17 protein-coding genes are annotated in these 24,656 nt (G+C 68.6%); 12 read left to right on the top strand and 5 right to left on the bottom strand.

The window, feature by feature from the left end:
* Positions 1–121 precede the first annotated feature (121 nt).
* Both CU044_RS08145 and CU044_RS08150 read right to left on the bottom strand, forming a co-directional pair.
* Positions 122–1,126, bottom strand: coding sequence for a LacI family DNA-binding transcriptional regulator (locus CU044_RS08145; protein ID WP_240045430.1), 1,005 nt, complete (start codon positions 1,124–1,126; stop codon positions 122–124).
* A gap of 167 nt (positions 1,127–1,293) precedes the next feature.
* Positions 1,294–2,094: a TIM barrel protein gene (locus CU044_RS08150; RefSeq protein WP_165371816.1), complete on the bottom strand. Its 801-nt coding sequence runs from the start codon at positions 2,092–2,094 to the stop codon at positions 1,294–1,296.
* A gap of 285 nt (positions 2,095–2,379) precedes the next feature.
* Here CU044_RS08150 and CU044_RS08155 point away from each other — a divergent pair, with 285 nt between their 5' ends.
* The 8 genes from CU044_RS08155 to CU044_RS08190 all read left to right on the top strand — a co-directional run bounded on the left by CU044_RS08155 (position 2,380) and on the right by CU044_RS08190 (position 10,945).
* Positions 2,380–3,825, top strand: a complete 1,446-nt coding sequence (locus tag CU044_RS08155) for an extracellular solute-binding protein (RefSeq protein WP_129767799.1) — start codon at positions 2,380–2,382, stop codon at positions 3,823–3,825.
* 216 nt (positions 3,826–4,041) lie between these two features.
* Positions 4,042–4,908 (top strand): sugar ABC transporter permease, encoded by an 867-nt coding sequence (locus CU044_RS08160; RefSeq protein ID WP_165371817.1) that lies wholly within the window; start codon positions 4,042–4,044, stop codon positions 4,906–4,908.
* A complete protein-coding gene (locus CU044_RS08165) occupies positions 4,908–5,762 on the top strand; it encodes a carbohydrate ABC transporter permease (RefSeq protein WP_129767801.1) in 855 nt (284 codons plus the stop codon). Before CU044_RS08160 ends, CU044_RS08165 begins: the two co-directional genes overlap by 1 nt.
* Positions 5,763–5,767: 5 nt before the next feature.
* Positions 5,768–6,967: a hypothetical protein gene (locus CU044_RS08170; RefSeq protein ID WP_205124058.1), complete on the top strand. Its 1,200-nt coding sequence runs from the start codon at positions 5,768–5,770 to the stop codon at positions 6,965–6,967.
* Positions 6,964–7,953: a hydroxyacid dehydrogenase gene (locus CU044_RS08175; RefSeq protein ID WP_129767802.1), complete on the top strand. Its 990-nt coding sequence runs from the start codon at positions 6,964–6,966 to the stop codon at positions 7,951–7,953. The genes CU044_RS08170 and CU044_RS08175 overlap by 4 nt, the downstream gene beginning before the upstream one ends.
* Positions 7,950–8,927, top strand: a complete 978-nt coding sequence (locus CU044_RS08180; RefSeq protein ID WP_129767803.1) for a D-2-hydroxyacid dehydrogenase — start codon at positions 7,950–7,952, stop codon at positions 8,925–8,927. Before CU044_RS08175 ends, CU044_RS08180 begins: the two co-directional genes overlap by 4 nt.
* A gap of 13 nt (positions 8,928–8,940) precedes the next feature.
* Entirely contained in the window at positions 8,941–10,089 is a 1,149-nt protein-coding gene (locus CU044_RS08185) for an enolase C-terminal domain-like protein (RefSeq protein WP_129767804.1), read from the top strand.
* Between the two features lie 31 nt (positions 10,090–10,120).
* Positions 10,121–10,945: a polysaccharide lyase family 7 protein gene (locus CU044_RS08190; RefSeq protein ID WP_129767805.1), complete on the top strand. Its 825-nt coding sequence runs from the start codon at positions 10,121–10,123 to the stop codon at positions 10,943–10,945.
* 105 nt (positions 10,946–11,050) lie between these two features.
* Here CU044_RS08190 and CU044_RS08195 read toward each other — a convergent pair whose 3' ends face one another.
* From CU044_RS08195 to CU044_RS08205, 3 genes are all read right to left on the bottom strand, one after another.
* On the bottom strand, positions 11,051–13,456 hold the full coding sequence (locus CU044_RS08195; RefSeq protein ID WP_129767806.1) for an excinuclease ABC subunit UvrA: 2,406 nt from the start codon (positions 13,454–13,456) through the stop codon (positions 11,051–11,053).
* 337 nt (positions 13,457–13,793) lie between these two features.
* Complete coding sequence (locus CU044_RS08200; protein ID WP_129767807.1) at positions 13,794–14,237, bottom strand: helix-turn-helix transcriptional regulator; 444 nt, start codon at positions 14,235–14,237, stop codon at positions 13,794–13,796.
* A 116-nt stretch (positions 14,238–14,353) separates the two neighbouring features.
* Positions 14,354–15,649, bottom strand: a complete 1,296-nt coding sequence (locus CU044_RS08205; RefSeq protein ID WP_129767808.1) for an alginate lyase family protein — start codon at positions 15,647–15,649, stop codon at positions 14,354–14,356.
* Between the two features lie 240 nt (positions 15,650–15,889).
* On the opposite strand from CU044_RS08205, the gene CU044_RS08210 reads away from it, so the two are divergent.
* The 4 genes from CU044_RS08210 to CU044_RS08225 all read left to right on the top strand — a co-directional run bounded on the left by CU044_RS08210 (position 15,890) and on the right by CU044_RS08225 (position 24,627).
* A complete protein-coding gene (locus CU044_RS08210; RefSeq protein WP_275670181.1) occupies positions 15,890–16,927 on the top strand; it encodes a LacI family DNA-binding transcriptional regulator in 1,038 nt (345 codons plus the stop codon).
* 599 nt (positions 16,928–17,526) lie between these two features.
* Positions 17,527–23,646, top strand: a complete 6,120-nt coding sequence (locus CU044_RS08215) for a DNRLRE domain-containing protein (RefSeq protein WP_240045432.1) — start codon at positions 17,527–17,529, stop codon at positions 23,644–23,646.
* 9 nt (positions 23,647–23,655) lie between these two features.
* Positions 23,656–24,009 (top strand): hypothetical protein, encoded by a 354-nt coding sequence (locus CU044_RS08220; RefSeq protein WP_129767810.1) that lies wholly within the window; start codon positions 23,656–23,658, stop codon positions 24,007–24,009.
* Between the two features lie 120 nt (positions 24,010–24,129).
* The gene (locus CU044_RS08225; RefSeq protein ID WP_129767811.1) at positions 24,130–24,627 is read left to right on the top strand and encodes a DUF1990 domain-containing protein; all 498 of its coding nucleotides are present in this window, start codon (positions 24,130–24,132) and stop codon (positions 24,625–24,627) included.
* Positions 24,628–24,656: the final 29 nt, after the last annotated feature.

Here is a 24,656-nt window from a genome sequence, read left to right on the forward strand (position 1 = left end):
CGAGCGCGACCCGGCCCGGTCTCACCACGCGTACGGGACCGGACGCGCACCGTTACGGCAATGAGCCGTCCGGCGCCGGGGAGCCGGTCTCGGCGCCGAGCCGCGCCCGCGGCCCGTCGCCCTACGGGGTGTGTGAGGGCCTCGTGGTCCCCGGAGGGACGCTGGTGTCCCTGATGACCAACTCCATCGGGATAAGGAGTGGTTCGCTGTCGGGTTCCGAGGTCATGAACAGCTCCAGGCGCTCGGCGGCCTGCCTGCCGAGCTGGTCCCGGGGGCCCGACACCGTGGTGAGGAGGCGGCCCGAGGACGGCATGCGGTCGAGCGACAGGTTGTCGCACCCGATGACGGACATGTCGTCGGGCACCCTGACGCCCCGTTCTTCGAATCCGGCCATGGCGCCGAGAGCCACGAGGTCGTTGTACGCGACGATCGCCGTGATGCCCGCGTCCGGCAGCGAGGCGATGGCCTCGTACCCATGGCGGGTGGTGGAGCCGCAGGGGACGACGGTGATGTCGAGGCCGAAGGCCGCTGCCGCGGCGAAGGCCCGTACGCGCTCCGCGTTGGCCCAGGAGGCTTCGGGGCCGCTGAGGTATGCCACCCGGCGGTGCCCGAGCTGGGCGAGGTGCCCGCAGACCAGTGTCATGCCGCCGTAGAAGTCGACCGAGACCGAGGGCGTGCTGAGGCCGGGAACCATCCGGTTGACCATGACCATCGGAGAGCCCTGGAGGGTCAGGTCCACCAGCGAGGCACGGTCCATCCGGGTCGAACACAGCAGCACCCCGTCGCAGCACCGCATCAGGTCCTGCGCGTACTCGTATTCGCTCGCCGCGTTCTCGTCGGACTCCATGATCATGACGCGGCGTCCGTGTGTACGGGCCACGCTGGAGACCGCCTTGAGGATGTCGGGGAAGTATGGGTTCGCCAGATCCGGGACCAGGACCCCGATCGCGCCCGCCTCGCCGCGGGCCAGTCCCTGGGCGGCCGCGTTGGGCCGGTAGCCGAGGTCCGCGACGGCGTCGTGCACCCTCTGAACCAGCGAAGGGTCCACCTTGGCAGTGCCGTTGAGCACCCGGGACACCGTGGAGGTCGAGACGCCGGCCGCCGCGCCCACTTCACGGATGGTCACCCGGGACCGCCCTGTCTCGCTGCCTGATCTGCCGATCCGCGACCTGCTCAACGAGCGCCTCCGAAAGTCCGGGAGAAAACAAGAACCTCAAGCGGAACACATCTGGGGTGAGCCCCCGGCCGGTTGCCGCGGAGGCCGTGGGCGTACCCCTGACAGGGTAAAACGATTCACTGCGCCTCGTTTTCCCTCCGCGCGTCCGCGACGAGGTCCCGCAGATGGTTCACGTCACGCTGAAGCACGCGCTCCAGCGATCCGAACGGGTAGTGGACGTGGAGAGAGAGCGGACCCCGGTAGCCGCGCCGGAGCAGTAGCGGGAGGATCTTCGGCCAGTTGACGACGCCACCGTCGGCGAGTGGCTGCCAGTCGCACTCCCAGCCCCGCGCGCCCCGCCGCCACACCGCGTTCTTGACGCCGACGCAGCCGATGCGTTCGATGCCCAGCATGTCGAGGCCGAGCCGCACGTCCTCGCTTCCCTCCTTGGCCTGGTTGCCGGGATCGGCGTAGACGAGGACATCGCCGTGTCCTTCGAGGAGCCGCAGAGCGTGTGCCGCTGAGATGTGCAGGGTGCCGTGGTGCAGTTGGAGCGCGGGCCGCACACCGTGAGCGGCGGCGAGGGCCACGAGGCCGGCCAGCCGCCGGCGGGCGTCGTCCAGGTATGTCGCGTAGTCCCCGTGCTCGGGGTAGCGGTAGAAACCGATACGCACCAGAGGGACCCCCGCTTCGGCGCAGCTCGCGATGATCCGCTCCGCCTCCGGCCCGGCGGCCGTGAGATCGGTGGTGACGATGTCGAGCCCGAGCCCCGCGCGCTCCAGGGTGCGTGCCGCGGCGACGATGTCCTCCGGGGTGCTGGGCGTCACCGCCTGCCCCGCGCGGACGAGAAGGTCGGTGCCGTCCACGCTCAGGGAGGCGAGCCGGTCGGCGACCCGGTCGACGCTGGTGGATCCGAACGGTTTTGTCAGGACGATCAAGCGCACAGCGGCGGCCCTCCGGTCTCGATCCTGGTGTGTGAAAGCGTTTCCTCAGAACCTATCAGTCATGTCCTTCGTGTACTCGATCTGGAACAAAGTGCAGCTCAGAGGTGATGCGGAGGAGCTTCCTCCAAGGTGGACAAAGTTGATCTTGTGAAAACGCTTGCTCGGATCTTCTGCCGCCCCTAGCCTCATCCGCACCTCGGGCCCTGGGTTTCAGCCGGGGCCGATCGGTCGGCAGAGGTCTGTGCGTGCCTTCGCCGCAACGCCAGCAGGAGGACTCCGATGCTCAAGAGACGACGTTCGCGGACAGCGGCCGCGCTGATGACGGTGATGGCGCTGGGCCTGTCCGGCTGCGGGACAAGCGGGGACGGCCCCGCGGGGGACACCCTCACCATCTGGGACTTCTCCGTGGAGCAGACCGGCTTCCATGACAAGGTCGTCGCCCAGTACGTCAAGGAGCACCCCGGAACCAAGGTCGAGTGGCGGTCGATCTCGCAGGACGAATACCAGCAGACCCTTCCTCTGGCCTTCCAGAGTCACCAAGGGCCGGACATCTTCTACTGGAGTTCCGGTGGCCCGTCGAACATGGCCCAGTTGCTCGACCAGAAATGGATCCGGCCGCTGACCTCGGACGGCAAGGTTTCCAAGGACTTCACCAGCCGCTGGCCGGAGGGCTCTTTCGTCGAGGGGATCAACACCTACCAGGGCAAGACCTATGGTTTCCCCTTCTCCGAGAACCTCTACTGGGGTCCCGGATACATGTTCCTGCACAAGAAGGTCTTCAAGGACGCCGGGCTCGACACGGCGAAGCCGCCGAAGACCTGGTCGGAACTGAAGGACGTCTGTGCCCGGATCGAGGACAAGACCGACGCCTACTGCATCGCGTCCCCCAGCAAGGAACAGGAGCTTCAGCGTGTGTGGTTCGCGCTCGCCTCGGGAGTGTCGACCGACCTGTTCTTCAATTTCCACGAGGGCAAGTTCTCGCTGGACGACCCGCAGGCCCTGAAGACTTTCTCGTACATCCAGGAGCTTCAGAAGGCCGGCTACCTGGCCCCCGGGCTGAACGACAAGAACTTCTCCCGGCAGCAGTTCGCCGTCGGGCAGGCCGGGATCTACCTGGACGGCACCTGGGTACCCAGTGTCTGGAACAGCCAGGGGTTCACGGGGGACAAGTACACCGTCGCGGCCCATCCCGTACCCGACGGCGGGGCGACCGGCGCCCTGGCCCGCCAGCACGACGGCAACAAGTACTGGGTGAGCTCGCAGACGAAGAAGGCGGAAGCCGCCTCGGAATTCCTGCAGTGGATGACCGAACCCGACGGTTACTTCGCGAAGGAGTACCTCAAGACCGGCTTCGGAACGCTCGCGTTCGCCGATTCGGCCAAGCAAGTCACCGACCCCGCCGTGAAGCAGATCATGAAGATCGCGGATCAGCCGGGCTACCGCGTGAACGTGCCCGTTCCTGTCCAGAAGTGCCCCGACCTCGTCAAGTCGACGGCCTATCTGGACGCCATCTCCAAGCGGCCCAACTGGGAGTACGAGGCGATGGTCGAGGCACTCACGAGCGGAAAGCCGCTGGCCCCGGAGGCGAAGAAACTGGTCGCGGAGCGTCAGAAGACCCTGGAGGACGGGCTCAAGAAGGAAGCGGCGTCGGGTCTGAAGGTTTCGATCGACTGCTACACCTTCCCCGACTGGAAGTACACCGAGGACTACGCGCCGAAGCAGTAGTGGCCGCGAGTTCAACCCGACCGGTCCACCCCGCACCGCCCGTACTTCCCCGCAAGACGAGGACCTTTCATGACAGCCGTTCAGATTCCCCCGCCGGCCGCACCCCCTTCAGCGGAGTCCGCTTCACGGAAGGACGCGTCGAGGGAACCGCCGCCCAGCCATGAGGCACCACGCGAGCGGGCCAAAGGATGGGACCGCCTGTGGGTGGCCCTCTTCATGGCGCCCTTTCTTCTCCTGTACATCGGGTTCACGATGTGGCCACTCGTCGCGACGGTCTACTACTCGTTCTTCGACTGGTCGGGCAGCGGGCCGATAGACAACTTCGTCGGCACCGGGAACTACGGATCCATCCTCGGCGACGGCCTCTTCTGGCTCGCCGTGGCCAACACCCTGATCTTCGCCGTCCTGACCACGGCGATCAAACTCCCGCTCTCTCTCGTCGTCGCCGTCCTCTTCACACGGAAATGGCTACGGGGCAAGAGGGTCTTCCGCACCGTGTTCTTCGCGCCGCTGATCATCCCCGTGGCCATGGCGGGTCTCGTCTTCACGTACCTGCTCAATCCGTCGAACGGCGCACTCAACGCGATTCTGCGTGATCTGGGAATCATCGACCAGTCGGTCGACTTCTTCGCCTCGCGGTGGAGTTCCCTGCTGGCTCTCGTGCTCATCTCGGTATGGCAGGTGTTCGGCCAGTACGTCATCTACTGGATGGCCGCCATCCAGAACGTCCCCGACGAGCTGTACGAGGCGGCCGAAATCGACGGCGCGAGTGAATGGAAGAAGCTCACCCGCATCACGCTGCCGATCATCAAGCCGGTGGCGGTCATCATCCTTCTGCTCGGTCTGGTCAACGCCATGCATGTGTTCGGGCTGGTCGTCACCCTCACCGGCGGCGGTCCCGGCACCAGCAGCTATGTCGTCTCGTACTTCATCTACGAAGAGGCGTTCGGAAGTCTTCCTTTCTCCTACGGATACGCTTCGGCCGCGGCGCTGCTCTTCTCGGTCATCGCCTTCATCATTGTCATGAGCCAGGGCTTTTTCGTGCGCCGGGCGCAGAAGCTCCGGAAGGAGTACGGCGTCTGATGAGCACAACGAGAGAGCGTTTCCGAATGCGCCGGGCGACCCGGGCCAATCTCATCACGCTGCCCCTGCTCGTGGTGGTCTCCCTCATCTGGATCTACCCCTTCCTCTGGACCGTCTCGGGGGCGTTCAAGACCCAGACAGGACTCTTCACCGGGGGCGCGGGGCTCATTCCCGACCAGTTGAACTTCGAAAACTTCCGACGCGCCTGGGTGAACGCCGGGTTCTCGCGATTCTTCTTCAACACCGTGCTGTACACGGTGATATCAACCGCCATCGAACTGGTGAAATCGGCGCTGTGCGGTTACATCCTCGCGCGCTACGATTTCCCCGGCCGTAAACTGCTCCACCGGACCATCGTCGCGACCCTGTTCATCCCGGTCGCCTCGATCATCATTCCCCAGTTCGTGCTGGTCGACCAACTGGGCCTGCTCAATACGCGGGCCGGTGTCATTCTCGCGATGTCGGGAGCGGCGGGCGCGCTGTACGTACTCCTCTTCATCGGGTTCTTCTCCAGTGTGCCTCCCGCCCTCTTCGACGCGGCCAAGCTCGACGGCGCGGGCTTCCTGCGCACCTTCCGCCTCGTCCTCCCGCTCGCGAAACCGGTGATAGCGGTGGTGGTCATCTTCCAGTTCGTCAGCAACTGGAACGAGTTCAACATCCCCCTGGTCTTCACCCTGGGCCAGCCGGAACTACAGAACCTCGCCGTCGGAATGCTCTCGTTCAAGGGCGAACACGCCGTGGACTGGACCGGGTTCGCCGCCGGGATGACGATCTCGTTCGTCCCCATGCTCCTCGTCTTCCTCTTCTTCCAGAGCTACTTCGTGCGTGGCCTGGCCGGCGCGACCAAGGAGTGACACGCGTGATTCGAGCGACTCTTCCCGCCGACCGGTCCACGGGTCCGGCCCGGGGCCGCGACGGGACGTTCGCCTACACCTGGGACATCGTCGGCGATCCGGCGGCGGCACACCGGATCGCCGACCTGGGGCTGGGCACGGTGACCCTCCAGGCCGGCTACCACGCGGTACGGGCGATATCCCCCCGGCACCCGCGCCACAGGATCGTGCACGCGGCGCACGCCGCCGCGTACTTCCCGCTCACCCCCGAGATCTGGAAGGGACAGACACTCACACCGCTGCCCCCCACCTGGGGAGTGGACGTGCCGGACCGTTTCGGAACCGCGGCGGCCGCCCTGAGCGCTGCCGGTCTCCGTGTCGAGGCCTGGCTGGTCCTCACCCACTCGTCGGTCCTCGGCGCCCGCGCCCCCCACCTCACGGTCCGCAACGCCTTCGGCGAGCACTACTCGTACGCTCTCTGTCCGGCCCACCCGGAAGTGCGCGCCTACGCCCTCAACCTCGTCCGGGAGGTCTGTGGCCGGTACGACGTGCCCAGCCTGATGCTGGAGGCCTGCGGCTGGCTCGGATTCGAGCACGGCAGCCATCACGAGAAGACCCACGGCGTGGACCTCTCGCCCGGCTGCCGCGATCTGCTCTCGGTCTGCCTGTGCACGGCCTGCGCCGCGGCGCTCGCCGGCGAAGGCGTGGACCCGGACGCCCTGGCGCACGACATCCGCACCGCCGTGGACGGCGAACTGGCGCACGGCCGCCCGGCCCCCGCCGCACTCACCGAGACCCTCGGGGAGGACCGCGCACAGGGGCTGTTCCGTCACAGACACGCGGTCATAGCCGAACTGACCAGCGCCGTCGCCTCCGTGGCACCGGACCGTGAACTGCTGCTGATGGCCGACGACGACCCTCAGGCGACCGGCCCCGACAGCGGACTGGACGTCACCGTGTTCGGTGGACCCGCCGATGCCTTCGTCCTGAAGTGCTGGGGCGACGAGGACAGCGCGGTCGCCAGAGTCGAACAGGCCGTACGGCGCACGGCCGTTCCGGTGATCGCCAACGTCTCCGTACTCGAAGACCCGCCGGACACGATCGCGCGGCGCGTCGCCCGGCTCGGCGCCGCGGGCGCCCAGCAGATCCGCTATTACCACGCGGGACTTGCCTCGGCCTCCCGGCTCGCCGCACTGCGCACCTCCGTACAAGGAGAACAGCGATGACACTCACCGGCATCTACGCCATGAACCCGGCCCTCTTCGAGGACGTCTACGGTCCCGGGGAACGCGCCGCCATCGAACAGCATGTCCATATCCGGCATCCGCTGTGCCCCGGCGACGCCCTCACCCCGGAGCACCTCGCCGAAGTGGACGTCCTGATCACCGGCTGGGGCGCCCCCCGGCTGAACGCCGCACTGCTCGCGGCCGCGCCCGGACTCGGCCTCGTGCTGTACGGCGCCGGTTCCACACGCGGCCTGGTCACCCCCGACTCCTGGGCCCATGGCGTCAGGGTCACCTCCGCGGGACCGGTCATCGCCGAGACCGTCGCCGAGTTCACGCTCGCGCAGATCCTGTACGCGCTCAAACACGGATGGCGCTACGCCCTCGGCTCCCTGCGCAACCGGGCACCGGTACCCAGGCAGCCCGAACTCGGCACCGGCGGCTCGACCGTGGGCCTGGTCTCGCTCGGCGCCGCGGGCCGCGCGACGGCGCGTCTGCTCTCCCGCCACGACGTACACGTCCAGGCGTACGACCCCTACGCGAGCCCGGACATGGCCGCTGAGCTCGGAGTCCGGCTGATCCCACTGGACGAACTCTTCGCCACCAGCGACGTGGTGAGCCTGCACACCCCCTTGCTTCCGGACACCGAGGGCATGGTCGGCGCCCGGTTCCTCGAATCCATGAAATCCGACGCCACTCTGATCAACACCGCCCGGGGCGGGCTGATCGACGAGCCCGCACTCATCGAGGTGGCCCGCCGGAGGCCGGACCTGTTCTTCGCACTCGACGTCACCGATCCGGAACCACCTCCGGCCGGTTCGCCCCTCTTCTCCTTGGACAACCTCGTGATCACACCCCATCTCGCCGGAAACCTCGGACCGGAGCGGCGCCGACTCGGTCGCGCCATGGCCGGTGAACTGGAGCGTTATGTGACCGGGCGCCCGCTTCGCCATGAAGTGACGGCCGACGGAACACGGTACGCGGCATGACCGGGGACCGTCACCTGCTGGTGATGCTGCCGCCCCACGACCAGCGCACGGCCCCATGGCCGGCCCGGCTGGAGAGCGCCGTACCCGCGATCAGGGTCGTACGGCCCGAGACACGAGAGGAGACGATCGAGGCGCTGGGCCGGGCCGACGCGGCGTACGGCGCGCTTCCGGCGGAACTCCTGCCGTACGCGGGCCGGCTGCGCTGGCTGCAGTCCCCCCAGGCCGGACCGCCGCCCGGCTTCTACTATCCGGAACTCGTCCGGCACCCCGTCCGCGTCACCAACATGCGTGACACCTATACCGACCATGTCGCGGCCCACACCATGGCGCTCGTCCTCGCCCTGGCCAGGGGCCTGCCGCGCTACACACGGGACCAACTCGCGCCGCTGTGGGCCCCCGACTGGTCGCCGGACGCGGTGATCCCTCTCCCTGAGGTCCGTGCCCTGATCGTCGGAACGGGAGCGGTGGGCGCCGAAGTCGGCCGGCTGCTCGCCGCGTTCGGTACCGAGGTCGAGGGTATCGACGCCCGGCAGACCGTGGCCCCGCCCGGGTTCACCCGCCTCCACCGTCCGGAGCGGCTGGAGGCCCGCCTCCCCGAAGCCGACCTCGTCATCGTCACCCTTCCGCACACACCGCACACGGAAGGGCTGATCAACGCCGAGCGGCTGGCGCTGATGAAGCCGACCGCCTGTCTGGTCAACGTCGGCCGCGGCCAGACGGTCCGGCTCGACGCACTGACCGAGGCACTCGACAAGGGGCGGCTCCGGGCCGCCGCCCTCGACGTCTTCGAAACCGAACCACTCCCGGCGCAGCATCCCCTCTGGCGCCGCCCCGATGTCCTGATCACCCCTCATGTCGCCGGTGCCGGCCCGCACGCCGACGAGCGCCGCCTCGCCGTCCTCCTCGACAACGCCAAGAGATTCACAGAGGGAAAACCGCTGATCAACGAGGTCGAGAAGGCCAATTGGTACTGAGGAGACCCGGACCATGACGCACCACACCTACGGATCGCCCACCATCGAACGCGTCGAGACCTTCACCGTCGCCCTGCCCACCCTGCGCGACTTCACCGTCGCCGGCGGTCCCGTCACCCGCGGCGGCCGGCCCGCCATCCGCGTCCTGGTCAAGGTCACGGCCTCGGACGGCAGTACGGGCTGGGGCGAGGCCACACCGATCCCCTCGTGGACGTACGAGACCACCGAGTCGATCGTCTCCACCATCGACCACTATCTGGCGCCCGCGGCGACCGGACGGGCGCTCTGGGATCTCGACGGACTCGTCAGGACCTTCGACCGGACCATCAGCCGGGGCTTCTCGATCGGGATGCCCCTGGCCCGTTCCGCCGTCGACGTCGCCTGCCACGACGCCCTCGCCCGGTCACGGGGCCTGTCCCTGGGCGAACTATGGGGCCGCCGCCGCAGCGACACCGTCGAACTCGCCTGGATAGTGACGGGCACCGACGCGGCGACGGCTCGGGACTCCGTCGCCGAAGGCCGGGCGAACGGCTACCGCCACTTCAAGGTCAAGACCGGTGTCGCCGCCGGGGCCGATGACCTCGCCGTCGTCACCGCCGTCCGCGAAGCCGCCCCGGACGGCATCCTCTGGGTGGACGCGAACCAGTCCTGCACCGCGGACTCCGCGCTGCGCATGGCACGGGCGCTGGAGCCCCTCGGCGTCACCGCGTTCGAACAGCCGCTCCCCGCCAACGACATCGACGGTCTGCGCAGACTGCGCGACCTGAGTCCGGTGCCGGTGGCGGTCGACGAAAGCCTGCGGCACCCCAGCGATCTCGCCACCTTCGTACGCCTCGGTGCCGTCGGAACCGCCGTCGCCAAGGTCCAGCGCTGCGGCGGCCTCACCCTGGCCCTGCGCCAGTGCCAGCTCGCGGAGGACTGCGGAGTGGAGATCATGGGATCGGGCCTGACCGAGTCCGACATCGGACTCGCGGCCTCACTCCACCTCTTCGCCGCGTTCGGCGTCACCACGCCCGTCGACCTCAACGGCCGCCAGTTCCTCACGAGCCCCTATGCCACCGACCCGGTCATCCGCGTCACCGCGGGAACCGCCGAGGTGCCCGCGGGACCGGGCCTCGGTATCGGCGTCAACGAGGAGGTGATACGCGAACTTTCCGCCTGAAACACAAAATCCCCAAAATCAGGAGCCGTTCATGTACCAGTTCACGTCCCCCACTCCGCGTCGCAAGCTGTACTGCGGCCTTGCCGCCCTCGCCACCTGCGCCACGCTGGTCGCCGGCAGCCCCGCGGCCTTCGGCCGGCCGGCCCAGTCGTCGACGGCGGGGGCGACCCCGGCCGCCTGCCCCTCGCCGTCCTCGGTGCTCGGGCTCACCAGCAACTGGAAGATCCAGCTGCCGGTGGACGACCCCAACGCCTCGGGTACCCAGCCCCTGGAGATCAAGCAGCCGACGCTCGCCTCGTACACCATCAACCCCTGGTTCACCCCGACCTCCGACTGCAAGGGCGTCACGTTCCGCGCCGCGGTCAACGGGGCGACCACGACCAACACCTCCTACCCCCGCTCGGAACTGCGGGAGATGACGAACAACGGTGCGTCGCTGGCCAGTTGGTCCTCGTCCTCCGGCACGCACACGCTCATCGTCGACCAGGCCATCAACCGTCTGCCCGCGACGAAGAGCCATGTCGTCGCGGGACAGATCCACGACGGCAACGACCGCTCGGTCTTCCGGCTGGAAGGCACCAGCCTGTACGTCACCAAGGACAACGACACCCACTACAAGCTGGTGACGAGCAACTACAAGCTCGGCACCCAGTTCGAGGCGAAGTTTGTCGTGAGCGGCGGCAAGATCAAGGCGTACTACAACGGGGTCCTCCAGACCACCATCACCTCGGCCTTCACCACCGGGTACTTCAAGGCAGGCGTCTACACCCAGGCCAACTGCGGCAACTCCTCGCCGTGCAGCACTGACAACTACGGCGAGACCACGATCTACAACGTCAGCGTCAAGCACAGCTAGGGCGTGCTGCTGACGTAGCGCGGTCCGCCCACAGGGCGGGGCCCGCGCCCGCGGTGGTGACACGCCGCCGCGGGCGCGGGCGTTCGCATGGAGCGAAGGCGCCGGTCAGGAGCCGACGTAGGCCGCGAGGTGCTCGCCGGTGAGGGTGGAGCGGGCGGCGACGAGGTCGGTGGGTGTGCCCTCGAAGACGATCCGGCCGCCGTTGTGCCCCGCACCGGGGCCGAGATCGACGATCCAGTCGGCGTGGGCCATGACCGCCTGGTGGTGTTCCACGACGATGACCGACTTGCCGGAGTCGACGAGCCGGTCGAGCAGACCGAGCAGCTGCTCGACGTCCGCGAGATGGAGGCCGGCGGTCGGCTCGTCGAGGACGTAGACGCCGCCCTTCTCGGCCATGTGGGTGGCCAGCTTGAGCCGCTGCCGCTCGCCGCCGGACAGTGTGGTGAGCGGCTGGCCGAGGCTGAGATAGCCGAGCCCGACGTCGGCGAGCCGGCCGAGTACGGCGTGCGCGGCCGGTGTACGCGCCTCGCCGGCGCCGAAGAACTCCTCGGCCTCGGACACCGACATCGCGAGCACCTCGCTGATGTCACGGCCGCCGAGGTGGTACTCCAGCACCGATGCCTGGAACCGCTTCCCCTCGCACTCCTCGCAGGTGGTGGCGACTCCGGCCATCATCGCCAGGTCGGTGTAGATGACACCCGCGCCGTTGCACTGGGGGCAGGCGCCCTCGGAGTTGGCGCTGAACAGCGCGGGCTTCACCCCGTTGGTCTTCGCGAACGCCTTACGGATCGGGTCGAGCAGTCCGGTGTACGTCGCCGGGTTGCTCCGCCGCGAGCCGCGGATCGCCCCCTGGCCGATCGACACCACTCCCGCGTCGGCCGCCCCCGACCGCTGCGGCAGCGATCCGTGCACGAGCGAACTCTTGCCGGAGCCGGCGACGCCGGTGACGACGACGAGCACCCCGAGCGGGATGTCGACATCGACGTCCCGCAGGTTGTGCGCCGTCGCGCCGCGGATCTCCAGCGTGCCGGTGGGCTTCCGCACCGACTCCTTGAGGGAGGCCCGGTCGTCGAAATGGCGGCCGGTGATGGTGCCGCCGGTCCGCAGCCCCTCGACGGTGCCCTCGAAGCAGACCGTGCCGCCCGCGGCGCCGGCGCCGGGGCCGAGGTCGATGACATGGTCGGCGATCGCGATCGTCTCCGGCTTGTGCTCCACCACGAGCACGGTGTTGCCCTTGTCCCGCAGCCGCAGCAGCAGGTCGTTCATCCGCTGGATGTCATGGGGGTGCAGGCCGGTGGTGGGCTCGTCGAAGACGTAGGTGGTGTCGGTGAGCGAGGAGCCGAGGTGGCGGATCATCTTGACGCGCTGCGCCTCGCCCCCCGACAGCGTGCCCGACGGACGGTCGAGCGACAGATAGCCGAGCCCGATCTCCACGAACGAGTCGAGGGTCTGCCGCAGCGTGCCGAGCAGCGGTGCCACCGACGGCTCGTCGAGGTCCCGCACCCATGCGGCCAGGTCGCTGATCTGCATCGCGCACGCGTCGGCGATGCTGATCCCGCCGATCCGCGACGACCGGGCCGCCTCGCTGAGCCGGGTGCCGTCGCACTCGGGGCAGGCGGTGAAGGTGACCGCGCGGTCCACGAACGCCCGTATGTGCGGCTGCAGCGCGTCCTTGTCCTTGGAGAGGAACGACTTCTGGATCTTGGGGATGAGCCCCTCGAAGGTGAGGTTCACCCCCTCGACCTTCACCTTGGTCGGCTCCCGGTAGAGGAAGTCCTGCATCTCCTTCTTCGTGAACTCGCGGATCGGCTTGTCCGGGTCGAGGAGGCCCGACTCGGCGTAGACCCGCACCGTGAAGAAGCTGTCGGACTTCCAGCCCGGGATGGTGAACGCGCCCTCGGCGAGCGACTTGGAGTCGTCGTAGAGCTGGGTGAGATCGATGTCGGAGACCGTGCCGCGGCCCTCGCAGCGCGTGCACATGCCGCCGGTACGGCTGAAGGTCTGTGTCACGGTCTTGCGGGCGCCGCGTTCGACCGTGATCGCACCGCTCGCCCGTACCGAGGCGACGTTGAAGGAGAACGCGTTGGGCGAGCCGATGTGCGGCTGCCCGAGTCGGCTGAAGAGGATGCGCAGCATCGCGTTCGCGTCGGTGGCGGTGCCGACCGTGGAGCGGGCGTCGGCGGCCATCCGCTGCTGGTCGACGATGATCGCGGTCGTCAGCCCGTCCAGGACGTCGACCTCGGGCCGCGCCAGCGTCGGCATGAAGCCCTGCACGAACGCGCTGTACGTCTCGTTGATCAGCCGCTGCGACTCCGCGGCGATCGTGCCGAACACCAGGGAGCTCTTGCCCGAGCCGGAGACGCCGGTGAGCACCGTCAGCCGGCGCTTCGGGATCTCGACGCTGACGTCCTTGAGGTTGTTCACGCGCGCGCCGTGCACGCGGATCACATCGTGGCTGTCGGCGACATGCGCCGCGGGCGACCCCGTGTCCGTCGTCGTGGGCATGCTCATCGTCTCTCCATCTGTCGGGCGGGGTCGCCTTCGCGGTCTCCGTCGGCGTCGCCGCCTCGGTCCCCGGCACAGCTCGGCCCCGGGCACGTGGGCGATACGGAACAGTGGTACGTGGCCGACGCGGCCGGGGCGATGCCGGTATGCGCGTCGAGCCGGTCACCCCGCTCCCGCGGCAGCGCGCCGATCTCGGGGACGTCGGCTTCGCCCGCGGTTCTCAGAAGCGCCTCGCCGTCCCGGTCGAGGGGTCACGGTACCAGGGGCGGCGCACCGTCCTCCGTGGCTCCGGCCACCCGGACGACCTGTCGTGCGCGGGCTCCTTGTGTCCATGACGGTCACACTATGTGTGGCCCGGTGCCGGTGCTTCTCGATTCCTGATCGGTCTGGTCACCTGCTTCGCCACGCAGGACGGCATCCCCGCCGTCGCGCTCGCCGCCCGGTGCCGGTAGACGCTGGGCGGCATGCCGACCAGTTCGGTGAAGCGTGTGCTGAAGGTGCCCAGCGACGCGCAGCCGACCGCGAAGCACACCTCGGTGACACTGAGGTCGCCACGACGCAGCAGTGCCATAGCCCGCTCGATACGACGTGTCATGAGGTAGCCGTACGGCGACTCGCCGTAGGCGGCCTTGAACTCGCGGCTGAGGTGCCCGGCCGACATGTGCTCGCCACGGGCGAGCGCCTCGACGTCCAGTGGCTGCGCGTACTCCCGGTCGATCCGGTCGCGGACGCGACGCAACCGCGCGAGGTCGCGCAGGCGCTGCGCCGGGGTGGGTCTGCTGGTCACATGCGCGATGGTACGTCGTACGTGTGACAGTCCCCCGAAGCGTTCCACCGGCGAACCGTTCCCACCGGCCCACCGGCCGGTGACCGTCGGTGGGCGCTCGATCGGCCGGCGGGTGTTCAGACCGCGTGCTGCGCGGCCGGCCTCAGTTCCCAGAGATCGCCGCCCGGCGGGGCCTGCAGCTTCGGCAGAGCCGCCTTCGCCGCCCGGTCACCCGCGTCAGCGGCCGCGTGGACCATGTCGCTCGCCGCGTAGCGGTAGAACTCGAGCTCCGGGTGCGGCCAGGTGGCCTCGCCGGTCGCGGTGGGCAGCAGATAGCCGATCGCGTCGGACAGGCTCTGGCCCTGTGGTCCTTGATGGGACCAGAGGTTCACGCCGACCTGCTTGCCGATGGCGGCGAGCCGGCAGAAGGCGGCCAGGTTGTAGTTCGAGTAGTGCCAGCTCCGAGTGCGTGCCAGTTCCCGGGGCTGGCCGCCGTCCGCGGTGATCTGGGAGTCGATCAGCCTGGCACCCTGGTCGCGGACCGTCTCGCGTGCGAGTTCCCTGTCCCCGGTGGCGACCGCGAGGCCGGCGATCTGCATGGCCGCGTACGTACCGTGGTTGTTCGTGGCGGCGGACTCCTTCTTGCCGAATTCGGAGTTCACCAGCCAGTCCAGATACTCCTCGTTCCAGACCCGCATGCCCGCGCGGTCACTCTTCGTCCAGCCGGGTGCTCCGATGTCGAGGATCGCCATGGCGTCGAGGTTGCCCGTGTAGTACTGCGCGAAATCGATGATGCCGATGGAACGGCCGTCGTTCTTGCACGGGATGCCCTGCGCGTAGTTCAGATGCGGGTTCATCCGGGTCGCGGGGTCGACGAACCAGGTGCGCAGAATCCTGGAGGCGTGCTCGGCGTACTCCCTCTTCCCCGTGTAGTACCAGGCCAGAGCAAGAAGGGGGACGGATTTCAGGACGTTTCCGGCGTCGACGCGGTCGGTACCGATCTCGGCCTCGGGATTTCGCTGCCCATCGCGTTCCTCGTAGGGGCAGCCCCTGGGGTTCTCCGGGGTCTTCGGTTGTGTCGCCCAGAAGTACGGGGCCTGACTGAGGTAGTCGTGTATGTCGCCGCTGGCCGCCGGGTCGGGCTTGTCGGTGACGGTCCACGGTCCCTTCCCCAGCCATGCGTCGGCCTGCGTGGTCAGTGACGTGACTTCGTCGCGGAGCGCCGGGTCGCCGAGCGCCAGGCGGGTGCGGGCCTGCAGGAGTCGCTTGCCGTCCATGACAGGGGTCTTGGGGACCGAGAAGAGCCCATGTGCGGAGTGAGGGTTTCCCCGGGGAGCCGAGGCAGAGGACGGCGCGGTCGGTACGAGTACGGCGGCAGCCGCGGCAACGGCGGCGATCAGGGCTCCCAGCCGCTGCCGGAGTCTTCTTCTCACGGAACGTCCTCCACTCGTATGTAAGCGATTTCATGGAGCCGACTGGAGATTAGGTGCAGCTAGTAGCGGAGTCAAGGAGTCGCGCGACGTGAAGGATGGCCATTCCTGTGCAAGCGCTTTAGTCATGAGCGTGCGGTCGAGAAGCGAGTACGGGGCGGCCGCGCGCTGATCATGACGCACCATGGTGTGCGACAGGGGGCGGCGGCCGGACGGCGGCCCACCCGCGCACGAGGAGGGGCATTGGGAGAGCGCGTCACGATTCAGGAGGTCGCGCAGCGTGCGCAGGTGTCGGCCGCGACTGTTTCCCGGGTGCTGTCAGGCAGTCATCCGACGTCCGCCGGCGCGCGTGCCCGCGTACTGAGGGCGGTCAAGGACCTCGACTATGTGGTCAACGCTCATGCGCGGGCCCTGGCCGGTACCGGGCGCAAGACCGTCGCCGTACTGACCCGTAATGTCACCAGCCCCTTCTTCTCGCAGGTGGCGCAGGGCGTGGAGTACGAGGCCACCGCCCGCGGCAGGTTGTGCATGGTCTGCACGACCGGCGGTGACAACGCACGCGAGCACGAGATGGTCCAGATGCTGCGCGAACAGGGGGCCGAGATGGTGGTCCTGGTCGGCGGCGCGGTGGAGAACGACGAGTACCGCGAGCGGATGGCCCGCTATGCCCAGGCTCTCGCGGCCGTCGGCTCCCGCCTGGTGCTCTGCGGGCGGCCGGCCCCTCCTCCCGGCGTACCCGCGCTGGTCGTCGAGTACGACAACGAGGCCGGCGCCTATGGCATCACCAGCCATCTCCTGACAGCGGGGCACCGGCGCATCGTCTTCCTCGGGCAGTTGCCGGGCAACTCCACATCGGAGGACCGGATCACCGGATACCGCCGAGCCCTCTTCGACTTCGGGCTGCCTCCCGAAGCCGGCCGCGTGGTCGGCACCGGCTTCAACAAGCGGCAGGGGTACGAGAGCATGAACACGCTCCTCGAATCGGGAGAGCTGGACTTCACGGCCGTGTTCGCGGGGGACGACGAGGTCGCCGCGGGAGCCATGAAGGCGCTGCGCAAGCATGGTCTGACGGTGCCCGACGACATCTCGCTGATCGGCTACAACGACGACCCGGTCGCCGACGATCTGACCCCCGGGCTGACCACGGTCCATATTCCCGCCGAGGAAATGGGACGCACGGCGGTACGGCTCGCCCTGCGCGACGATCCCGGATCCGAACAGGAGCGGCACCTGCTGGGGACCCACATCGTGGTCCGCGAGAGCGTCGGCCGTCCCGCCTGACGCCCCGAGAGCTGTCCGGTCGCCACCTGGACCCGAGGGGTGCCCCACCGCGGTTCCGGTGCCTCGCCGACTTCGTCGTTCGCCACGGAGGCGAACGGCCGGTCCTCGCCGCGCCGCTCGGAGGTCTTCCCGACGCCGGCCCCGTGGGTAATGGAGCGTCATGTGCGGGAAGACCGCACGGCCAGTCAACGGCCGCCGCCGCGTGGGGCGTTCACCAGCGGTGCCGAGTGTCTGGCACACGATTTGACATGGATGTTCCTCAACCCCCCTCCCCGCATTGCGCACGCTCCCGCATCGCACACGCTCCGCCCGGCTTCATGATCACGATCTCGCATCGCTTCGGGCCGGAGATCTCTTCGGTGACAGAACCGCATGTTCAATGCGCTTAACGTGCAGGATGTGATCATTCTGTGAATATCGAAAAGTGTGGAGCGACAGTGACGCGTGGATGGGGGAGGCGGAAGAGACCGCTCCTCTGGGGGGACCTTTCAGCACGGGGGAGGACCAGACGGATCGCCGTCGGTCTGGTAACCGTCCTGGCTGCCCAGACAGCTCTTGTGTCGCTCGGATCGGGTACGGCATTCGCCGCGGGTACCGCCGTGACGGCAGGTCGGCCCGTCGGTGCGACGGCGGCGCCGGCGAATACGACGAAGGCCTCGTCGGCCGACTCGGTCGCCGCGGCCCTGGTCATGGCCAGGCTGCAGAACCGCAGGATCGAGGTGATCCCGGAGCGGACGGAGACCACCACGACCTACGCCCTGCCCAGTGGCGAACTTGAGACGTCGCTGTACGCGGGTCCGGTCCGGGCGAAGGTGGAGGGCACGTGGCGCGACATCGACACCTCGCTCTCCGACGTCGGCCCCTCCCTGGAGCCGAAGGTCGCGGCCGCCGATGTGACGGTGTCGGACGGCGGCGACAAGGTGTTGGCGTCAGTGGCCCGCGGTGACCATTCCTTCAGCATGGGCTGGCAGGACACGCTTCCCGCCCCCGAGGTGAAGGGCGACACCGCGGCGTACGACGTGGGCGACGGCCAGACGCTCACCGTGACGGCCCTCTCGCAGGGTTTCTCGCAGAACGTGGTCCTGGACGAGGCCCCGTCCGGCCCTGTCGAGTACCGAATACCCGTCAAGCTGGGCGGACTGAGGCTCACCGAGACCGACTCCGGACGCCTGCTGCTCAAGGACACCGACGGCAAGCTGGTCGCCGAGGCTCCGGCGCCGATGATGTGGGACTCCTCCACGAACCCCGCCTCGGGCGAGTCGAGGCATCTGGCGCAGGTGGACACAGAGATCGAGACCGCCGCCGACGGCTCCCAGAGCCTCGTGCTGACCCCGGATGCCGACTACTTCGACCAGGACCTCAGCTACCCGGTCGTCGTGGACCCGACCTCGACTCTCGCGGCGAGCACGGACACCTGGGTGGCCACCAACTACCCCGACTCGCAGGTCTCGTCGACCGAGCTGAAGTCGGGCACCTACGACGCGGGCGCCACCAAGGCGCGTTCGTACGTGAAGTTCGATGTGACCGCGTTCAAGGGCAAGCACATCACCGACACCAACCTGGCGCTGTACTCGTATTACTCCTCGACCTGCGCAACCACCGGAGCGGGTACGCAGGTACGACGGGTGACCTCCACCTGGGCGTCCTCCGACCTCACCTGGGCCGTCCAGCCGGCCACCACGGCCGATGGCGCGGTCACCAGCAAGGCGGCGCTGGGCTACAACACCAACTGCCCGCCCGGCAACGTCAACTTCGACATTGACGCGATCGTGCAGGCATGGGCCGCCGGCTCTCCCAACCACGGTCTCCGAATCGCCGGAGCGGACGAGTCCGACTCGTATACGTGGCGGCGGTTCCGCTCGGCCAACTACGTCTCCGGTGACGGCTCCACCGAGCCGCACCTCACAGTGACGTACAACTCGTACCCGGCCGCCCCGACTGGTACGTCCGTCTCGCCGTCCGCGCTGAACAGCTACAACGGCAAGCGCTACGTCACGTCTCTCACCCCGGTCCTCGCCGCCGCCGTGACGGACCCGGACGGGTCGAAGACCAAGGCGCAGTTCGAGGTCACGCCGGACCCCGCCTACGCGGACACCACCTATACCCATACGGGCACGTCGCCCGAGGTGGCCTCCGGCTCGACGGCGAAGCTCACCATCCCGGCGACCGCACCCTTCCCGGTCGGTGCTCACCTGCGCTACCGGGCCCGCGCCCACGACGGTGTCGACTACGGTGCGTGGACCGGCTACAGCACCTTCGTCCTGAACACGGGCAAACCTGCCGCGCCGAACGTCTCCTGCGACACCTACGAGGAGAACGGCTGGACGGCCAAAGCCGATTCTGGCGTCAGCTGCACTCTGGACACCGACTCCACCGACGGCGCCGGTTACTGGTGGGGCTTGGACGACCCGGCCGTCCCGCACAAGCAGCTGGACACCACCGACGGCACCGGCGGCGACGCGGCCGACATCACCATCGACCCGGCAGACGGCTGGCACACGCTGTACTCCAGGACCGTCGACTCCGGAGGCAACCTCTCGACCGCGGTCACCGCGTACGCGTTCGGTGTGGGCGAGGACGGAGCGGCCGTCATCTCTCCCGCCGACGGGACGGAGACCGCACGCCGGGTCACTCTCGCAGCCAAGGGACTTTCCTCGTACACGGGCGTGACCTGGCAGTACCGTCGCGGCGAGGAGGACGTCTGGCACACCGTCCCGGCGGCCGACGTCACCGCCTCGGGGAGCGAGGTCACCGCCTGGCCGGTGAAGGTCACCGGCGGCAACGCCGCCGAACTGGTGTGGAACGTGGTGTCCACCCTCGCGGAGGACGGAGTCATCGAACTGCGGGCCGCCTTCACCAACGGCACCACCACCGGTCACTCGCAAACCACCGAGGTCACCCTCGACAGGGACGCGGGCACCGCACCGACGGGATCGGTCGGCATCGGTGAAGTCAACCTGCTCACCGGTGACTTCTCCCTGACGGAGCCGGACGCCTCGGCGTTCTCCGTCCAGGTGCAGCGCACTTTCTCCTCGCGGACCAACGGCACGGACACCGAGGGCCAGGCCGAGATCTTCGGCCCCGGCTGGGCCTCGTCCGTCAGCGGGGAGGAGAGCAGCGAGTTCACCCAGCTCCGCAGGACCTCGGACACCTCGGTGGAGATCCTGGACGCCGACGGTGCGGCCATCGCCTTCACCGCGGCCTCGAAGGGCGGCTGGGCTGCCCAGACCGGATATGAGTCGCTCACGCTCACGGGGTCGCTCACCGGCACGTCGTTCACGCTGAAGGACAGCCAGGCCAACGTCGCGGTCTTTACCAAGGCCGCAGGCACCACCACGTGGCCGCTGGCGTCCAGCGCGTCCGCAGTGGACGACACGCAACTCACGTTCGTCTCCGAGACGACCACGAGCGGCACTCAGAAGCTCGTCCGCCCGAAGTACGTGATCTCACCGACCGAGGGCGTCACTGCCGCGCAGTGCCAGGCCGATCCCGCGCAGCGGGGTTGCCGTGTCGTGGAGTTCGTCTACGCCACCACGACCACCGCCACCACCGGGGCACTGGGCGACCAGCAGAATCGGGTGCAGTCCGTCCGCCTGTGGGCCACCGAGCCCGGAGCGGACAAGGCCACGCCGGAGATCATCTCCCGCTACGCCTACGACAGCACCGGCCGGCTGCGCGAGGTGTGGGACCCGAGGATCGGCGCCGCGCTGAAGACCTCCTACACCTATGACGCCGACGGCAGGATCGCCACCCTCACCGAGGGCGGCGCATTGCCGTGGACCTTCACCTACGGCAAGGCCGGATCCGCTCTCACGGCGGGCACGGGCATGCTGCTCAAGGCGTCCCGCCCGGGTCTCGCCGAGGGAACAGCCACCACCAAGGCCGGCACGGCCGCGACCACGGTGGTCTACGACGTCCCGCTGTCCGGATCCAAGGCGCCCTACCAGATGAACAAGGCCACGGTCGCCACCTGGGCCCAGGACGAGGCGCCCACCGATGCCACCGCGGTCTTCCCGCCCGGCTCGGACCCGGCCTCCAGCACAGGCGTCGACCTGGGCGCGAGCGCCTACGGCACGGCCACCGTCACCTACATCAACGCCAACGGAGACGAGACCAATACCGCGGCGCCCGGCGGCTCGATCACCACGACCGAGTACGACGCCCACGGCAACACGGTCACCGAACTGACCGCGGGCAACCGCGCCGTCGCCCTCCGGGCCGACGACGCCAAGGCCACGTCACTCGGCCTGTCCGATCTGACCAGCGCCGAGCGGGCCGAACGGCTCTCCTCGACAACGGTGTACTCGGCCGACGGACAGCGGACGCTGGACGAATACGGTCCGCTCCATCTGGTCACCCTGGGCAGGGAACTGACCGGCGCGACATCCGACGCCACGATTCCGGCGGGCTCCGTCGTCCCGGCCCGGTCCCACAACAGCTACGTCTACGACGAGAACCGTCCCAGTGACGCCAAGGTGTCGGGCCAGGTGACCACCACCGCCTCCGGCGCCACCGTCGAGGGTTACCCGAAGGACGCGGACATCCAGACCGCCTCCGTCAGCTACGACTGGTCCACCGGACAAGTCCTGTCCGGCAAGGAGGGAGCAACCGGAACCAGCCCCACCGCGCCTGTCGCCCGTACGACGTACGACGCCAAGGGCCGGGTGGCGAGCACCCGGACGGCCAAGTCCAACGGCTCGGACGCGGGCACGCTGGTCTACACGTACTACACCGCGGGCGGCGCCGGCACCTGTGCCGGCCGCCCGGAGTGGGCGGGCATGCTCTGCCGCACCGCTCCCGCAGCCTCCGTCACCGGGGGCGGGAACAACCCGTCCGAGCTGATCACCACCGGCTTCACCTACGGTCGGGCCGGGCAGCTCGCGACCAGGACCGAGACGGCCAACGGCAGCACCCGTGTCACCACCGTCGTCACGGACGACGCGGGCCGCACCGTCAAGACCTCGGTCACGGGCGGCGCCGGCGAGGCAGTCGCGGACACCACGTACACCTACGACCCGGCCACCGGGCAGCCGGCCACCCGGTCCGCGGGCGGCCAGACCATCCGCTACGGATACGACGCCCTCGGACGTCCCGTCTCGTACGACGACGGGGCCGGCAACACGACGACCACCGCGTACGACGTCCTCGACCGGCCGGTACGGGTCACCGACTCCGCTCCGTCCGCCACCACCTATACCTATGACGGGGCCGGCCAGATCAAGACCGTCAACGACTCGGTCGCGGGCACCTTCGAGGCCGTCTACGACGCCGACGGCCGGATCGTCACCGAGACGCTGCCCGGCGGCTACACCCTCACGGTCACGACCGACACCGCCGGTATCCAGACCGGAAGGGAGTACACGGACGGTACGGGCAACACCGTCCTCTCGGACGTGGCGGGCACCACGGCCCTGGGCGAGCAGTTCCAGCACACCCAGACCGACGGCGCCACCACCGAGACCGCCTTCACCTATGACGTCACCGGGCGGCTGGCCACGGCGACCGATACCACGGCCGGCGGCTGCACCAGCCGCGCCTACGCCTTCGACGCGAACAGCAACCGCACCGGCCTGACGACGACGTCGGACGACTGCGACAGCACCACCGCCGACACCACCAGCACGACGGTCTCCTCCGGCTACGACAGCGGTGACCGGCTGATCGGCACGGGCATCGCATACGACGCCTTCGGGCGCACCACCACCCGCGGTGAAAGCACCCTGACGTACCACGTCAACGACCTCGTACGCAGCGAGACCGTCGGCTCGCAGCGCACCGTCTGGTCGCTGGACGCCGCAGGCCGGCTCGCCCGGTCGGCCGAGGAGACCAAGGACGGGAGCGGAACCTGGATCTCCTCCGGGAGCGTCGTCAGCCACTTCGGCGGCGAGGAGGACACCCCCTCCTGGACCAAGTCGTCCGGAGGCGGCATCACCCGGTCCGTCGCCGGTCCGGACGGCCAGCTGGCCGCCGCGACCTCGGGCACCGGTGACACCGTCCTGCAACTCACGAACCTGCACGGGGACATCTCGATCCAACTCCCGCTGAACCAGGCGGTTCCGCTCACCGTGCAGCGGTACGACGAATACGGCAAACCGCTCAACGGGACCTCCGCGACCACTTACGGATGGCTCGGCGCCTACCAGCGGGACAGTGGTACTCCGAGTGGCATCACCCTCATGGGGGTCCGCCTCTACGACCCGAGCGACGGGCGTTTCCTCTCCGTCGACCCGGTTCAGGGAGGCAACGACAACAGCTACGAGTACTGCCGTGGCAACCCCGTCTCCTGCCTGGACCTGAGCGGTGCGTACTCGTACGGGGCTTCGTACGGCCTCGGTCTCTTCGCCAGCTCCGCCAAGACGGTCTTCAAGTGGATCCGCACACACTTCTGGGTCTTCCCGTTGACCGGCTGCGGTGCCACGCTCAGTCTCGGCGAGCGCTGCAACTTGGCCTACGGCAAGGGGCCGGTCAAGGTTACCCACCTGGGCAAGACCTACTGGCAGTTCAAGTCGCTGAAGGGACACGTCGAAGGCAAGGACAAGAAGATCAAGTTCTGGCTCGGCAAGAAGTACGGTTTCCTCCAGCTCAACGTCAAGGCGTGGGGACCGAACAACACCTGGTGCAACAAGAAGAAGCCGTGTGCCAAGGCGAACAATGTCTTCGCCAAGCTGATGTGGGGCCTTTTCGCCTCCAACATCAGTTGGTACGCACCGCGTTGGTAAGGGGTTGACATGCAAGCGAATACAACAGGTCTGCTGGACCGCACCGCCGGTGCGGTGGCAGCGATCTGCCTGGCGTTCCTGCCGGGACTCCTCGCGGCGCTGCCGCTCGGGTTCAACGGTGCACAGCACACGCTGAGCGCCCTGGGCCGGGCCGAGATGCCCGAAGGCGCCACGGCGTCGCTCGGCTGGGGCCTCGCGATGCTGGGGGTGGCTGCGCTGCCCTTCGTCGCGGCGCCGGTGGTCCTGATGGTCGGGCGGGCCAAGCGCCTGCCCGGCCTCAGGACCGCAAGGATTTGTGCCGGGGTCGTGCTCGGCTGCGGTCTGTTCGCCTGCGCGATGGCGACGGTGTCCGCCGGCGTCTGATGTGCCGACTGGTTTGACCGCCGAGGGCCGGGGACTTCTTTCCCGGCCCTCGGTCGCATTGTGCGGCCGGCACGGGGCTATCAGGACACTCCCATGCGGCAGCGGGGCATGATGGGGTGCATGCGTGATCTGACCTATTCCGACGTGGGCATGACGGCGAAGAGCGGACCGACACCCCCGGGCTTCCACGTGCTGCGGCTCCGTACGTCACTGGGGCTCGGCACGTACGACCGTGCCGCCGAGGCGCTCTTCGGGTGGGGGATGCACCGGGCCACTCCCTTGATCCGTGTTTCGAACGACACCCCGCACGCCGCGCCCGGCGTACGGGTGCTGTTGCGGGCAGGACCGCTCAGGGCACCGTGCCAGGTCGTGTGGACCGTCGACGAGAAGCATCGGACCGGGTTCGCCTACGGGACGCTCGCCGGACACCCCGAGTGCGGTGAAGAAGCCTTCGTTCTGGAACGCCTGCCGGACAACTCCACCGACTTCGTCATCGTCGCCATCAGCCGACCCTCGGCCTGGTACACGAAGGCGCTGGGCCCCGGCGGACGCTTGCTTCAGCAGGCCGTGGCGCGCCGATACGCCCAAAGCCTGCGGCGGCTGGCCCGGACGACGTGAGACAGGCCCCAGGGCCCCAGGGCATCGGG

Origin of the sequence: Streptomyces sp. L-9-10 (genome assembly GCF_004151105.1) — a bacterium.
GTDB lineage: Bacteria > Actinomycetota > Actinomycetes > Streptomycetales > Streptomycetaceae > Streptomyces.